This is a genomic window from Pseudomonas sp. Marseille-QA0892 (assembly GCF_054950135.1).
Genome location: NZ_CM143104.1, coordinates 2,822,711 through 2,836,611, shown reverse-complemented (window position 1 = coordinate 2,836,611; position 13,901 = coordinate 2,822,711). Strand labels below are relative to the sequence as shown.

At 63.0% G+C, this 13,901-nt stretch carries 9 protein-coding genes; 7 read left to right on the top strand and 2 right to left on the bottom strand.

The window, feature by feature from the left end; translation table 11 throughout:
• The first annotated feature begins 92 nt into the window (after positions 1-92).
• Genes ACY8D3_RS13200 through ACY8D3_RS13170 form a run of 7 tightly spaced genes read left to right on the top strand, consistent with a single transcriptional unit; the run spans position 93 to position 10,525 of the window.
• Entirely contained in the window at positions 93-1,364 is a 1,272-nt protein-coding gene (locus ACY8D3_RS13200; protein WP_462379224.1) for an MFS transporter, read from the top strand.
• A 4-nt stretch (positions 1,365-1,368) separates the two neighbouring features.
• Positions 1,369-2,781 carry a NarK family nitrate/nitrite MFS transporter gene (locus tag ACY8D3_RS13195; RefSeq protein ID WP_462379223.1) on the top strand — a complete coding sequence of 471 codons (1,413 nt, stop codon included), beginning with the start codon at positions 1,369-1,371 and terminating at the stop codon, positions 2,779-2,781.
• Positions 2,782-2,837: 56 nt separating this feature from the next.
• Positions 2,838-6,599, top strand: a complete 3,762-nt coding sequence (locus ACY8D3_RS13190) for a nitrate reductase subunit alpha (RefSeq protein WP_462379222.1) — start codon at positions 2,838-2,840, stop codon at positions 6,597-6,599.
• A 10-nt stretch (positions 6,600-6,609) separates the two neighbouring features.
• The gene (gene narH, locus ACY8D3_RS13185) at positions 6,610-8,148 is read left to right on the top strand and encodes a nitrate reductase subunit beta (RefSeq protein ID WP_462384375.1); all 1,539 of its coding nucleotides are present in this window, start codon (positions 6,610-6,612) and stop codon (positions 8,146-8,148) included.
• Positions 8,149-8,150: 2 nt separating this feature from the next.
• Positions 8,151-8,891 carry a nitrate reductase molybdenum cofactor assembly chaperone gene (narJ, locus tag ACY8D3_RS13180; RefSeq protein ID WP_462379221.1) on the top strand — a complete coding sequence of 247 codons (741 nt, stop codon included), beginning with the start codon at positions 8,151-8,153 and terminating at the stop codon, positions 8,889-8,891.
• 3 nt (positions 8,892-8,894) lie between these two features.
• Complete coding sequence (narI, locus tag ACY8D3_RS13175) at positions 8,895-9,575, top strand: respiratory nitrate reductase subunit gamma (protein WP_462379220.1); 681 nt, start codon at positions 8,895-8,897, stop codon at positions 9,573-9,575.
• Between the two features lie 11 nt (positions 9,576-9,586).
• Positions 9,587-10,525, top strand: coding sequence for a peptidylprolyl isomerase (locus tag ACY8D3_RS13170; protein WP_462379219.1), 939 nt, complete (start codon positions 9,587-9,589; stop codon positions 10,523-10,525).
• A gap of 50 nt (positions 10,526-10,575) precedes the next feature.
• On the opposite strand, the gene ACY8D3_RS13165 is transcribed toward ACY8D3_RS13170, so the two are convergent.
• Positions 10,576-11,061 (bottom strand): thioesterase family protein, encoded by a 486-nt coding sequence (locus ACY8D3_RS13165; protein WP_462379218.1) that lies wholly within the window; start codon positions 11,059-11,061, stop codon positions 10,576-10,578.
• Positions 11,062-11,315: 254 nt separating this feature from the next.
• On the bottom strand, positions 11,316-13,859 hold the full coding sequence (locus ACY8D3_RS13160) for a penicillin acylase family protein (protein WP_462379217.1): 2,544 nt from the start codon (positions 13,857-13,859) through the stop codon (positions 11,316-11,318).
• Positions 13,860-13,901: the final 42 nt, after the last annotated feature.

Below are 13,901 nucleotides of genomic sequence, written 5' to 3'. Positions count from 1 at the left end.
CGTTGCGCTCGGCCGCCGGCTTGATGCAGGTCAAGAGACGTCACTCGCAGCAGCCTAGTGTGCAGGCCAGATGCAGATCCGGAGCGATCAACATGGCCACATTCACATCCCGCCAGTCTCTTGTATTGGGCATGAGCACCGCAGCGTTCACGACCTGCTTCATGGTGTGGATGATGTTCGCGGTCCTCGGTGTGCCGATCAAGATCATGCTGGGCTTGAACGAAACCGAATTCGGTCTGCTGGCAGCGACCCCGGTGCTGACAGGATCGCTCGTGCGGTTGCCGCTCGGCATGTTGACCGATCGGTTCGGTGGTCGGCTCGTGTTCACCGTGCTGATGCTGGCGTGCGTGCTACCGATTTATCTGGTCGGCGAAGCCACACAGTATTGGCACTTCCTCGTACTCGGGTTGTTCGTCGGCCTGGCAGGTGGATCCTTCTCCGTGGGGATCGCCTACGTTGCGCGCTGGTTCGACAAGGGCAGCCAGGGACTGGCCATGGGGATATTCGGCGCCGGTAATGCGGGCTCGGCGCTGACCAAGTTCACTGCACCCGCCATCGTGGCCGCGGCCAGTTGGCAGATGGTGCCCAAGCTCTATTCGGCCGCGCTGTTCATCATCGCCGTGGCGTTCTGGTTCCTGACCAGCGAAAACAAGGCCCATCGCACTGCGTCCAGCGTCGGTCTTCGCCAGCAGCTGGCGATGCTGCGTGATCCGGCCGTCTGGCGCTACTGCCAGTACTACTCGATCGTGTTCGGTGGCTATGTCGCGCTGGCGCTGTGGATGACGCAGTACTACGTGGCGGAATACGGGCTGACCCTGCAGAGCGCCGCGCTGCTGGCCGCCTGCTTCTCGCTGCCGGGCGGTGTGCTGCGCGCGGTTGGCGGCTGGATGTCGGATCGCTGGGGCGCCCAGTGCGTGACCTGGTGGGTGCTCTGGGTGAGCTGGGTCTGCCTGTTCCTGCTCTCGTACCCGCCAACCGAACTGACCATTGCCACCGTGAACGGCCCCTGGCGCTTCCACATTGGCTTGAACGTGTGGGTCTTCACCGCACTGATGTTCGTCATTGGCATCGCGTTCGCCTTTGGCAAAGCCTCGGTCTTCAAGTACATCGCGGACGACTACCCGGCTCACATGGGTGTGATCTCCGGGATCGTCGGGCTCGCCGGCGGCCTGGGCGGGTTCGTGCTACCGATCCTCTTCGGCGCCCTCGTGGATCTCACGGGCGTGCGCTCTTCCTGCTTCATGCTCCTGTACGGCGTGGTGTGGGTATCACTGATCTGGATGTACGTCAGCGAAATCCGCCGCACTCCCGTTCTCGGTCGAGCCGCAGGCGCCACTTCTTCTCTCGTCTCCAAAGGGGAATGACATCATGGCCACTGCCAAAGCCGCTGACAGGCTTTCCGCACCGCTTCCACGGGGCGTGATCGAGGACTGGCGTCCCGAGGACACCGCGTTCTGGCAATCCGTCGGGCACCGCGTCGCGCGCCGAAATCTCTGGATTTCGATTCCCGCCCTGATGGTGGCGTTCTCGGTCTGGGTGCTGTTCAGCGTCGTTGCGGTACGCCTGAATAGCGCCGGCTTCACCTTCAGTAATGATCAGCTGTTCCTGTTAGCCGCGGTGCCGTCGCTGTCCGGTGCGACCTTGCGCATCTTCTTCTCGTTCGCCGTACCGGTGTTCGGCGGGCGGCGCTGGACGGCGCTCAGCACGCTGGCGCTGCTGGTACCGTGCGTGTGGCTCGGCCTTGCAGTGCAGAATCCTCAAACGCCGTACTGGACCTTTCTCGTGATCGCGCTGCTGTGCGGCGTGGGTGGCGGCAACTTCGCCTCGAGCATGTCCAACATCAGCTTCTTCTATCCGAAGGATCAACAGGGCACGGCCCTTGGCCTGAACGCAGGTCTCGGCAACCTGGGCGTCTCACTGCTCCAGTTCGTCGCGCCGCTGGTGGCGGGCTTCAGTCTCTATGGCCCATTCGGTGGAGCGGCGCAGCACACCGCCGAAGGCGGCCTGATCTGGCTGCAGAACGCGAGCCTGGTCTGGGCGCCGCTGATCATCGTGCTGGCTGCCGCGGCTTGGTTCGGCATGAACGACCTGGCGTGTGCCCGCGCGTCGTTCCGCGAGCAGGCGGTGATCTTCAAGCGCAAGCACAACTGGCTGATGTGCTGGCTGTACGTAGGCACCTTCGGTTCCTTCATCGGCTTCTCGGCAGGCTTTTCAATGCTGAGCAAGACGCAGTTCCCTGACATCAATCCGCTGACGTATGCCTTCATCGGCCCACTCGTGGGGGCGCTCAGCCGTCCGCTGGGCGGTTGGCTGGCGGACCGGTTTGGCGGTGCCGTGATCAGCCTGTGGAATTACGTCGTCATGGGCGCACTGATCTTCGTCGTGATGGCCTTTCTGCCGGGCGAAGCAAGCAGCGGCAACTTCTGGGGCTTTCTGGCGACGTTCATCGCGCTGTTCTTCTTCGCAGGCGTCGGCAACGGCTCCACCTTCCGCATGATCCCGGTGATCTTCCGGACCCAGTGGTCCCGCCGTGCCGAGCGCGGCGAGGTCAACCCCGAGCACGCCGCGCGCGAAGCCGGCAAGGAGTCAGCCGCGGTCGTCGGTTTCAGCTCAGCGATCGGCGCATTCGGCGGCTTCTTCATTCCCCAGTCATTCGGCACCTCGCTCGCCATGTCCGGCAGCGCCGAGGGTGCCCTGTACGTGTTCATCGCCTACTACGCCACCTGTGTCGCCGTGACCTGGTGGTGGTACGCACGGCGCGGCGCCGAAGTGCGTTGCTGACCCTTTCGATAAAGCCTGATGCACCCAGCCGGCGTGACCGGCAGAGGAGATAAACCATGAGCCACCTGCTCGACCAACTGCGCTTTTTCAAGAAGAAGCAGGGTGAGTTCGCCGAAGGCCACGGCGAGACACGCAGCGAATCCCGCGACTGGGAAAACGTCTACCGTTCCCGCTGGCAGTACGACAAGATCGTGCGCTCCACCCACGGTGTGAACTGCACCGGTTCCTGCTCCTGGAAGATCTACGTCAAGAACGGACTGATCACGTGGGAGACCCAGCAGACCGACTATCCACGCACCCGCGCGGATCTGCCGAACCACGAGCCTCGCGGCTGCCCACGAGGCGCCAGCTACAGTTGGTACATCTACAGCGCCAACCGGCTGAAATACCCGAAGGTGCGCAAGCCGCTGCTCAAGCTGTGGCGTGAGGCCCGGCGCACCCTGGCGCCCGTGGAGGCCTGGGCCAGCATCGTCGAGGATCCGGTCAAGGCCGAGTCCTACAAGAGCGCGCGTGGCCTGGGCGGCTTTATCCGTTCGAGCTGGGACGAGGTAAACGAGATCATTGCGGCGGCCAACGTCTACACCGTGAAGACGCACGGTCCGGACCGGGTCATCGGCTTTTCGCCCATCCCGGCAATGTCGATGGTCAGCTACGCCGCCGGCAGCCGCTACCTGTCGCTCATTGGCGGCGTATGCCTTTCCTTCTATGACTGGTATTGCGACCTGCCGCCCGCGTCGCCGCAAGTGTGGGGCGAGCAGACCGACGTGCCGGAATCGGCTGACTGGTACAACTCCAACTACATCATCGCCTGGGGCTCCAACGTTCCGCAGACGCGCACACCCGACGCGCACTTCTTCACCGAGGTGCGCTACAAGGGCACGAAAACCGTCGCCATCACGCCGGACTACGCGGAAGTCGCCAAGCTCACCGACCTGTGGCTCAACCCCAAGCAGGGTACGGATGCGGCCCTCGCGCTGGCCTTCAGCCACGTGATCTTCAAGGAGTTTCACCTCGACAAGCCCAGCGCCTATTTCCGGGACTACGCCAAGCGCTACACCGACCTGCCGATGCTCGTCGTGCTTGGCGATTTTGAGCAGGGCACTCGGCCCGAGCGCTTCCTGCGGGCGTCGGACCTCACCGAAAACCTCGGCCAGGCCAACAACCCCGAATGGAAAACCATTGCCGTCGACGGCATCACGGGCGAGCTCGTTTCGCCACAAGGCTCGATCGGCTATCGCTGGGGTGAAAGCGGCAAGTGGAATATCGAGGCCCGCGAGGGCGGAGCAGGGCGTGAAGTCGATCTATCGCTCAGCCTGATCGATGACGGCAATGTGGCTGAAGTCGCTTTCCCCTATTTCGGCGGCCAGACCCACGAGCACTTCCAGCATGTGGCGGGCGATGAGATCCAGTATCGCCGCGTCCCGGTTCGTAACCTGACCCTCGCGGACGGCAGCCAGGTGCGTGTCGCGACCGTGTTCGACCTCATGGCCGGCAGCCTGGCCATTGATCGTGGATTGGGCGGAGCAAACGTCGCCCAGGGCTATGACGATGCCGATGTGCCGGGCACACCGGCCTGGCAGGAGCGCATTACGGGCGTGAGCCGCGAGAAGGCTATCCGCGTGGCGCGTGAATTCGCCGATAACGCCGACAAGACCGAAGGGCGCTCGATGATCATCATCGGTGCGGCCGTGAACCACTGGTACCACATGGACATGAACTACCGCGGCGCGGTGAACATGCTCATGTTGTGTGGCTGCATCGGCAAGAGCGGTGGGGGTTGGGCGCACTACGTGGGCCAGGAGAAGCTGCGGCCCCAGACCGGCTGGCTGCCGCTGGCGTTCGGCCTGGACTGGCACCGCCCGCCACGCCAGATGAACGGCACCAGTTTCTTCTACAACCACAGTTCGCAGTGGCGCCACGAAAAGATGAGTGCTCACGAAGTGCTTTCCCCGCTGGCGGACAAATCCGAATTCCCCGAGCACATGCTCGACTACAACATCCGGGCCGAGCGTGCCGGTTGGCTGCCGAGTGCACCGCAGCTCAACCGTAACCCGCTGCAGATCGCCCGTGATGCCAGGGCGGCCGGCCAGGAGCCGAAGGATTACGTGCTCAGGTCGCTCGAAGACGGCACGTTGCGCTTTGCATGTGAACAGCCGGATAACCCGGCCAACTTCCCGCGCAACATGTTCATCTGGCGTTCGAACCTGCTGGGCAGCTCCGGCAAGGGGCATGAGTACATGCTCAAGTACCTGCTGGGCACCCGCAACGGTGTAATGAACGAGGATCTCGGCAAGCGTGCGGACGGCTTCAAGCCAACCGAGGCCGAGTGGGTCGAGGAGGGCGCGATCGGCAAGCTCGATCTGGTCACTACCCTGGACTTCCGCATGTCGTCCACCTGCGTCTACTCGGACATCGTCCTGCCGACCGCCACCTGGTACGAGAAGGACGACATGAACACGTCCGACATGCACCCGTTCATCCACCCGCTTTCCGCCGCCATCGATCCGGCCTGGGAGTCCCGGTCCGACTGGGAGATCTACAAGGGCATCGCGCGCCACTTCTCCAGGCTCGCCGAAGGCCACCTGGGCGTGGAGCAGGATTTCGTCACGCAGCCCATGCATCACGATACGCCCGGGGAATTGGCACAACCCTTCGGTGGGCTGGACTGGAAGACCGCCGGCGAAACCCCGCAACCCGGCAAGAACTGTCCGAACATGATGGTCATCGAGCGCGACTACCCGAACACCTATCGCAAGTTCACCTCGCTCGGCCCGTTGCTGGACACGCTGGGCAATGGCGGCAAGGGCATCAATTGGAACACCCAGGATGAGGTCAGGCAGCTCGGCGACCTCAACTATCGGGTGCGCGAGGACGGTGTGAGCCATGGTCGGCCCAAGATCGAATCGGCCATCGATGCGGCCGAGGTGATTCTGTCACTCGCCCCGGAAACCAATGGCCACGTCGCGGTGAAGGCATGGGATGCCCTGTCGAAGATGACCGGTCGCGACCACACGCATCTGGCGCGTTCCTCCGAGCACGAGACGATCCGCTTCCGCGATATCCAGGCGCAGCCGCGCAAGATCATTTCGAGCCCGACCTGGTCCGGCATCGAGAGCGAGCACGTCAGCTACAACGCGGGCTACACCAACGTCCATGAGTTCATTCCATGGCGCACGATCACCGGTCGCCAGCAGTTCTACCAGGACCATCCCTGGATGCAGGCCTTTGGTGAGCAACTGATGAGTTATCGGCCGCCGGTGAATACCCGCTCGATCGGCTACGTGAAGGGCAAAAAGCCCAACGGCAACACCGAGATCGTCCTCAACTGGATCACGCCACACCAGAAGTGGGGCATCCACAGCACCTACACCGACAACCTGCTGATGCTCACGCTGAGCCGCGGTGGGCCGATCGTGTGGCTATCCGAAGCGGACGCGAAGAAAGCCGGCATTGTCGACAACGACTGGATCGAAGCCTTCAACGCCAACGGCGCGCTCACCGCCCGTGCGGTGGTCAGCCAGCGCATCAAGGAGGGCATGGTGATCATGTACCACGCCCAGGAACGCATCGTGAACGTGCCGGGCTCGGAGACCACGGGCAACCGCGGCGGCCACCACAACTCGGTGACCCGTGTGGTGCTCAAGCCCACCCACATGATCGGTGGCTACGCCCAGCAGAGTTACGGCTTCAACTACTACGGGACCGTTGGCTGCAACCGCGATGAATTCGTCGTGGTGCGCAAGATGGACAAGGTCGACTGGCTCGACGGCCCCGATGGCGACGCGCTTCCGCGTCCGCTGCCCCAAGATATCGAGTGAGGAACTGGCCATGAAAATTCGTTCGCAAGTCGGCATGGTTCTGAATCTGGACAAGTGCATCGGTTGCCACACCTGCTCGGTGACCTGCAAGAACGTCTGGACCAGCCGCGAAGGCATGGAATACGCCTGGTTCAATAACGTGGAGACCAAGCCGGGCATCGGCTATCCGAAGGAATGGGAGAACCAGAACAAGTGGAAGGGTGGCTGGGTACGCAATAGCGATGGCTCCATCAACCCACGCATCGGCGGCAAATTCAGGATCCTGGCGAACATTTTTGCCAACCCGGACCTTCCTACGATCGACGACTATTACGAGCCATTCGATTTCGATTACCAGAACCTGCACACCGCGCCGCTGGGCAAGCACCAGCCCGTGGCGCGCCCGCGCTCGGCTATCTCGGGCCAGCGGATGGAAAAGATCGAATGGGGCCCGAACTGGGAAGAGATCCTCGGGGGCGAATTCGCCAAGCGGCGCAAGGACCAGAACTTCGACAAGGTCCAGGCCGACATCTACGGCGAGTACGAAAACACGTTCATGATGTACCTGCCGCGCCTGTGCGAGCACTGCCTGAACCCGGCCTGCGCGGCTTCCTGCCCGAGCGGCGCGATCTACAAGCGCGAGGAGGACGGCATCGTTCTCATCGACCAGGAAAAGTGCCGCGGCTGGCGCATGTGTGTCAGCGGCTGCCCATACAAGAAGATCTACTACAACTGGAAAAGCGGAAAATCCGAGAAGTGCATCTTCTGCTATCCGCGAATCGAGGCAGGCATGCCGACGGTCTGCTCCGAGACATGCGTGGGCCGGATCCGCTACCTGGGCGTGTTGCTGTATGACGCCGATCGTATCCACGAGGTGGCCGCGACCGAGCACGATGGCGATTTGTATGAAAAACAGCTCGGCATCTTCCTTGATCCGAACGATCCCGACGTGATCGCCCAGGCCCGCCGCGACGGCATCGATGACTCCGTGATCTTCGCGGCCCAGGCTTCACCCGTCTACAAACTGGCGGTCGACTGGAAGCTCGCGCTTCCGCTGCACCCGGAGTACCGCACGCTGCCGATGGTGTGGTACGTGCCGCCACTTTCCCCGATCCAGAACGCGGCGGCGTCCGGGCATGTGGACATGGCTGGCGTGTTGCCGGACGTCGATAGCCTGCGCATTCCGGTGCGCTACCTCGCCAACCTGCTGACCGCCGGTGACGAACGCCCCGTGAAGCTCGCTCTGAAGCGGCTCCTGGCCATGCGAGCTTATAAGCGCGCCCAGCAGGTCGAGGGCATTCAGGATCTTGCGGTACTGGAGTCGGTCGGGCTGTCCGAAGCGCAGGTCGAGGACATGTACCGCTATCTGGCCATTGCCAACTACGAGGACCGCTACGTCATTCCCAGTGCCCACCGCGAGGAGGCCTCGAGCGACGCGTTCGCCGAGCGTTCCGGCTGTGGCTTCAGTTTCGGCAGCGGCTGCAGTGGTCAGTCCGGCCTCAACATGTTCGGCGCCCGCAAGGCGACGCAGCGCGACGTCATCAAGACCGTGCAGCTCTGGGAGGAATGATCATGCGTATTCTCAACGTCATTTCGCTGTTGTTGGCGTACCCGGACGAGACGATCGTCGAAGGACGCGACGAACTCGCCCAGGCGATCCGGGACGCGCGGGAGATCAGTCGGGATCGCCGGGCGGCGCTGCTGGCGCTGCTTGATGAGTTGACCGGGCAGGACCTCATGGACGCCCAGGAGCGCTACAGCGAACTGTTCGACAAGGGCCGGCACCTGTCCTTGCTGCTGTTCGAGCACGTGCATGGCGAGTCCCGAGACCGTGGGCAGGCGATGGTCGATCTGATGGCCCAATACGAGGCCGCAGGCTTTGCCATCGCGCTCAAGGAGTTGCCCGACTATATCCCGCTGTATCTGGAGTTTTTGTCCACGCGAGAGTCAGCCGTTGCACGGGAGGGCATCGCCGATATCGCCCATCTGTTGGCACTGCTGGCAGCACGTCTCGAAGAACGCCACAGCCGCTATGCGGCCGCCTTCCAGGCACTGCTGCAAATGGCAGGTGAGTCCGTGGGCGAGGCGGTGGGCCGGGTGCGTCCGGCCGTAGCAGCCGAGCAGCGGGACGATTCGCTGGAGGCCATGGATCGGCTTTGGGAAGAAGAGCAGGTCACGTTCCTGCAAGGCGAAGGGCAGGGCGGTTGTGGAAGTGAAGTCAGCCAGCCGCGCAAGGCCCGCGAGGAAATCCCTGTGCCGCTGCACTGGGTTGATTTCGATCACGCACCGGCCGCCGCGCCGGCTCGGAGGTGAGTCATGGATAAGCTGAATTTCCTGCTGTTTGGCGTGTACCCGTACATCGCCACGACCATCCTGATCGTTGGCTCCTGGGCGCGCTTCGATCTGTCCCAATACACGTGGAAAACAGGGTCGAGCCAGATGCTGAGCCCGGGCAAGATGCGCGTCGCCAGCAACCTGTTCCATATCGGCGTGATGTTCATCTTTGCGGGACACCTGGTGGGGTTGTTAACGCCTCACTGGCTGTATGAACACCTGATCAGCAGCGGCAACAAGCAGCTGGTAGCCATGGTGAGCGGCGGGTTCTTTGGCTTCCTCGCCCTGATCGGCCTCTCTATGCTCACCTGGCGGCGCCTGACGGACCCGCGTGTTCGGCGCAATTCCAGTGTTTCGGACATCCTGGTGCTCATCGTGCTGCTGGTGCAGCTGGTGCTTGGCCTCGCGACCATCGTCACGTCCACCGAACATCTGGACGGCGCGACCATGATGCTGCTCGGCGCATGGGCCCAGGACATCGCAACCTTCCGGCCCTATGCGGCGGTCGAGTCCATCGCCGAAACCGGCCTTATCTACAAGACGCACATCCTGCTGGGGCTGACGCTGTTCGTGCTGTTCCCGTTCACCCGTCTGGTTCACATGCTCAGCGCACCGATCTGGTACCTGGGCCGGCGCTACCAGATCGTCCGGCAACGCGGCTGAGGAGGTGCGCCATGGCTTGTTCATGTGGAAATGCAGGTGGCCGGTGCCAGGAAAGGGATCGGGCGAGACCGGATGATCCCGGCCCGCGCGTGGCTGGCCCAACCGAGCACGGCCCGACCGATCGCGGCCCGACCGATCGCGGCCCGACCGCCGTCATAGCGCGCAGCGAGGACGATTGGCCAGTTGTCCGGGTCAACGGTGTGGAGATACCGGGCGAAGCGATTGCCGCAGAGCTTCAGTACCATCCGGCTGATGATCGTCACGCCGCGGCCTATCAGGCGGTAACGGCTCTGGTGGTTCGGGAACTGCTTCGCCAGCGTGCGGAAGCGCTTGGCATCGCTGTGGAAAGCGGTACGCCAGAGGTCGGCGAGGAAGCGATCACTCGGCGGTTGATCGAGCGAGAAGTCGCCGTGCCGCAGGCGGACGATGCGGCAATAGCGCGGGTCTACGAGGCTAATCCGCAGCGCTTTCGGACGGCACCGCTGGTCGCTGCTCGACACATCCTGCTGGCATGTGCACCCGATGATGCGCTCGAACGGAGTACCGCGATGGAACAGGCCCGCGAACTGATCGACGCGCTGTGTTCTGGAGCCTCCTTCGAAGCGCTTGCCGCCGTGGGTTCGGATTGCCCTTCGAGGCGGCAGGGCGGCGTGCTGGGACAGCTTAGCAAGGGGCAGACGGTACCCGAATTCGAGCGGCAGCTGTTCCGCCTGCCAGAGGGCCTGTGCGAGCGTCCGTTGGAGAGTCGGTACGGTGTGCATGTGGTGATCGTGGATCAGCGAATCGAAGGGCAGGCGCTACCGCTCGAGGCGGTCCGGGAATCCATCCGGGAGGAGTTGAACGGTACGGTCTGGCGTCGCGCCGTTGCGGGCTATATCAGTACGCTGGTCGGCGCCGCGCGCATTGAAGGTATCGCAATGGAAGGGGCGGCATCGCCCCTGGTGCAATAAGCCTTCGGCACGGCGCAGATCGAGCATCGCCGCCGTGCCGAAGGATCACCTCAGCTGTTCGATGCGATGGACGCCCGCACGTCGGTGCGGTCAGCATCATCCACCCAGTTGACCTTTGGGAAGTTGCGATGGAACCCCTTCGGCATCGGCTCGATGTGGCGTTCCTTGTAATTGTAGAAAACGAAGCCGCACTTGGCCAGGGCAATGAGGGTTTCGGTTTCCGGACGTGTGATGCGGAAGATGATGTCCCCGCCGTATTTGTTCAGGTCCATCAGGCCGATTTCGAACAGCAGCCGATCGCGCACGAAGGCTTCGGCTTTGTAGACGGTGGCGAGGTCGGTGACCATGGTGCCGACTTCTTCCGAACTTTCACGGATGCCGTAATAGAACATGAAACGGGTACGCGCCTCGGAAATCATGGAGATCATTGCCTGGTTGCCCAAGTGGCCGCTGCCATTGATATCGGTGCTGCGCACGGTCTGGCGTGTCTTGTAGAAAAGTTGGTCGGACGGAATGTCCAGCGCTATGCGGGCCACGATCTGTACTCCTGTTGCCGAGTCTTTTATTTGACGCTTTTGAAAAGATAGCAAGTGGCGCACGTAACTTGGGGTCTTTTCGTCAGACAACCGTCGTTTTAGAGCGTTTGTAGCGCTGAAACCCACCCACATGCAAGCGAACACCACGGCGTTCGGACCCTGGCGGTGAATTCAGCTGGAAAGGAAATTTGTAGCAGGGTGGCGTCGGTGGAAGACTGGCCAGGATGAGGCGCCCCGAAGGGCGCGTCATCGCCTTAGCGCGCCGCCGCGGGAAGAAGTGTCAGGCGGCGATTGCCGTAGACTTGATCCATGCCTGCCGGTTTAAACGGGAAGCTCATGTATTCGGCCTTCATCCAGGCCTGGATGCCATCGTCATAGTGAGGGCTCGCCGGATTGCCCGACTGGCCAGAGCTGTTTACGCCCATCATCGGCTCGTCACGGCCGAAGTCGACGATGATGCGCATGGCCGGCACGAGCCAGGTATCGAAGCCGCTGCCCCAATGATAGGCGGCCGCATTCAGCGTGCCGTGATCCCCGCCGGCCTGATACGGCCCACGGTCCAGATAGCCCTGGATGGCGCCGACGGCCGTGCGCTCGCCCGCGTCGAGATAAGGGGCCAGTCGCGTAGCCTCGCTCGTCCAACGGTACTGGTGCAGACGACCCCAGCGCCAGGCATTCCGGTCGCCGCCCAGGTTGGCTTCCAGGTAGTCGATGCTGGCCGCCAGGCTGCGGGCCATGATGGTGGGCTTGTCTTCCTGCTCAGGCGTGCGGACGTCGTTCCAGAACGGACTGTCGACGCGCCCGAGCAGATGATCCGCCTGAGCCGAGTAGGACAAATCCGCCATCTCGACGAAGGCCTTCCAAGCGGGACTGTCTTCGGGACCTAGTTCGTCGAGGAAAGTCTGTTTGGCGCTTTCCTGAAGGAAGGCGCTATAGACGGCCGCGTCGGCCGAATCTGCACTCATGCGGCCATCGAAGGCCAGCAGGCGCTTGAGCGCTTCCCGGGCCTGCTCGCGTTGCGGCCCCGCCAGGGCATCGATCGCGGCGCGCAGCGGTCCCGCCATGCCGGGATCCTCAAACATCGCCTTCAGCTTGGCGGCGAACGGTGTGGTCTGGTCGTACTGCATGGCGATGGTGCTGCGGGTGTCCTGCTTGCCACGCAGGGCCAGCTCGGCCATTCGTTCTGCGCGCTCGGGGTAGTACCACGAGTTGGATAGCTGGACGCCGTAGCCGCCTTTGACGGTGCGGTGATTGGCGGTACCGAGCCAACCCTGGGGAGGGTCCTGATCGTAAGGGTGGAGCATGGGCTCGGCGTAACCGTCCCAGCCGTAGCGATCCGTCCAGCCGGGTGAAGGGACAAGTCCACGGCCGTCCTTGCGGTTCGGGTAACGCCCGCTGACCTGCCAGCCGATGTGCTGGGCGTCTGCAAAGACGAGGTTGAGCGCGATGGCGCGTACCTCGCGCGCAGAGTCGAACGCCTGATCGACATTTTTCGCCCGGCTGAGGTTGAACAGGGCATCCAGGGACTGGTCCGCTTCGCCCTGGACAGTACGCAGGGCCAGCCCGTACACGCTTTGCAGCGGCAACGGCTGCAGGCCGTTCTTGCGCTCGCCCAGCGCGGCGTTGAGCAGCGGACCGTTGCGTGTCTCATACACAGGCTCGCGGACCGGGCGCTGGCCCTTGATGATGTAGGTCTCCTGACGCTCTCGTGCTGGCTGCCATTTACCGTCCGCGAGGTACAGCAGGCGGCCGTTCTCGCGCTTGACCTGTTCCAGGTACACGTCCTGGTTGTCGCCCATCACCATGGTCATGCCCCAGGCAAGCTTGCCGTTGTAGCCGGCAACCACTGCAGGGATACCGGCAACGGATACGCCAGCCGCCTGGTATTGCGGCGAACGGATCTGGACGAAGTTCCACAGCGACGGCATGGCGAGTGGGAGGTGGGTGTCATTGGCGAACAGGCTTCGGCCGCTGCGTGTGTGGCTGGGCGCGAATGCCCAGTTGTTGGAGGCTGCGACGCCAGACATGTGCAGGTCGCCCAGGGCCGCCAGGGTCGAGTCGAGTGCCTCGAGCCCCGCAACGTTGCCGCGTAGATTAAGACCTTTGAGCTTTTCCGCTTCGTCGAACGGCAGGGGCTCGTCCGGGTAGATAGGCATCAGCCATGCGAGCTTGTCGCTGCCCACCTTCTGGGCAAGCGTAAGCGAGGCGATTTCCTCACGCAGGTTGGTGGAGAGGCCGAAGTTGACCAGCGCGAAAATGAGCGCACTGTCTTCAGGCTTCCAGTATTCGACAGGCTGCCCGGACCGGGCCAGGTCCATGGGCAACTTGTCTCGGTAGCGGAAGATGTACGCGTTCACGCCACGGGCATACACCTCGAAGAATTGCTTTAGCCGGGGTGAGGCATTTCGGTAGATGACGTCCGCGCTGCTGCGCAGGTCGATGGTGCGCATGAAGCGATCCACTTCAAGCACGCCCGGCCCGGCTGTCTCCGCCAGGCGCCCCTGCGCGAGTGCACGCATGCCGACCATCTGGCTCAGTCGATCGCTGGCATGTATGTAGCCGAGCGCAAAGAGGGCATCGTGAAAGTTCGGCGCCTCGATCAGCGGCATGCCCAGCGCGTTGCGCCGGACATCTGCCCGTTCCCCGACCCCCTGGATGCGCATCACGCCTTCGGTTGGCGCGACACTGTCCTTGTAGCGGCTATCGAGCAGGCCTTGGCAACCGGTCAGGGTTAACGCGGCAGAGAGACCCGCGCCCAGGCCGAGCCAGGCAAGGGGGCGAAACGAACACGACGGCATGCATCGAACTCCTTCAGGGAGAGGGCGAGCGAAGAGGATAGG

What these genes read in the sequence shown, in the direction of transcription:
- ACY8D3_RS13200 (WP_462379224.1), top strand. Translation starts at nt 93, where the DNA reads ATGGCCACATTCACATCCCGCCAGTCTCTTGTATTGGGCATGAGCACC.
- ACY8D3_RS13195 (WP_462379223.1), top strand. Translation starts at nt 1,369, where the DNA reads ATGGCCACTGCCAAAGCCGCTGACAGGCTTTCCGCACCGCTTCCACGG.
- ACY8D3_RS13190 (WP_462379222.1), top strand. Translation starts at nt 2,838, where the DNA reads ATGAGCCACCTGCTCGACCAACTGCGCTTTTTCAAGAAGAAGCAGGGT.
- narH (WP_462384375.1), top strand. Translation starts at nt 6,610, where the DNA reads ATGAAAATTCGTTCGCAAGTCGGCATGGTTCTGAATCTGGACAAGTGC.
- narJ (WP_462379221.1), top strand. Translation starts at nt 8,151, where the DNA reads ATGCGTATTCTCAACGTCATTTCGCTGTTGTTGGCGTACCCGGACGAG.
- narI (WP_462379220.1), top strand. Translation starts at nt 8,895, where the DNA reads ATGGATAAGCTGAATTTCCTGCTGTTTGGCGTGTACCCGTACATCGCC.
- ACY8D3_RS13170 (WP_462379219.1), top strand. Translation starts at nt 9,587, where the DNA reads ATGGCTTGTTCATGTGGAAATGCAGGTGGCCGGTGCCAGGAAAGGGAT.
- ACY8D3_RS13160 (WP_462379217.1), bottom strand. Translation starts at nt 13,859, where the DNA reads ATGCCGTCGTGTTCGTTTCGCCCCCTTGCCTGGCTCGGCCTGGGCGCG.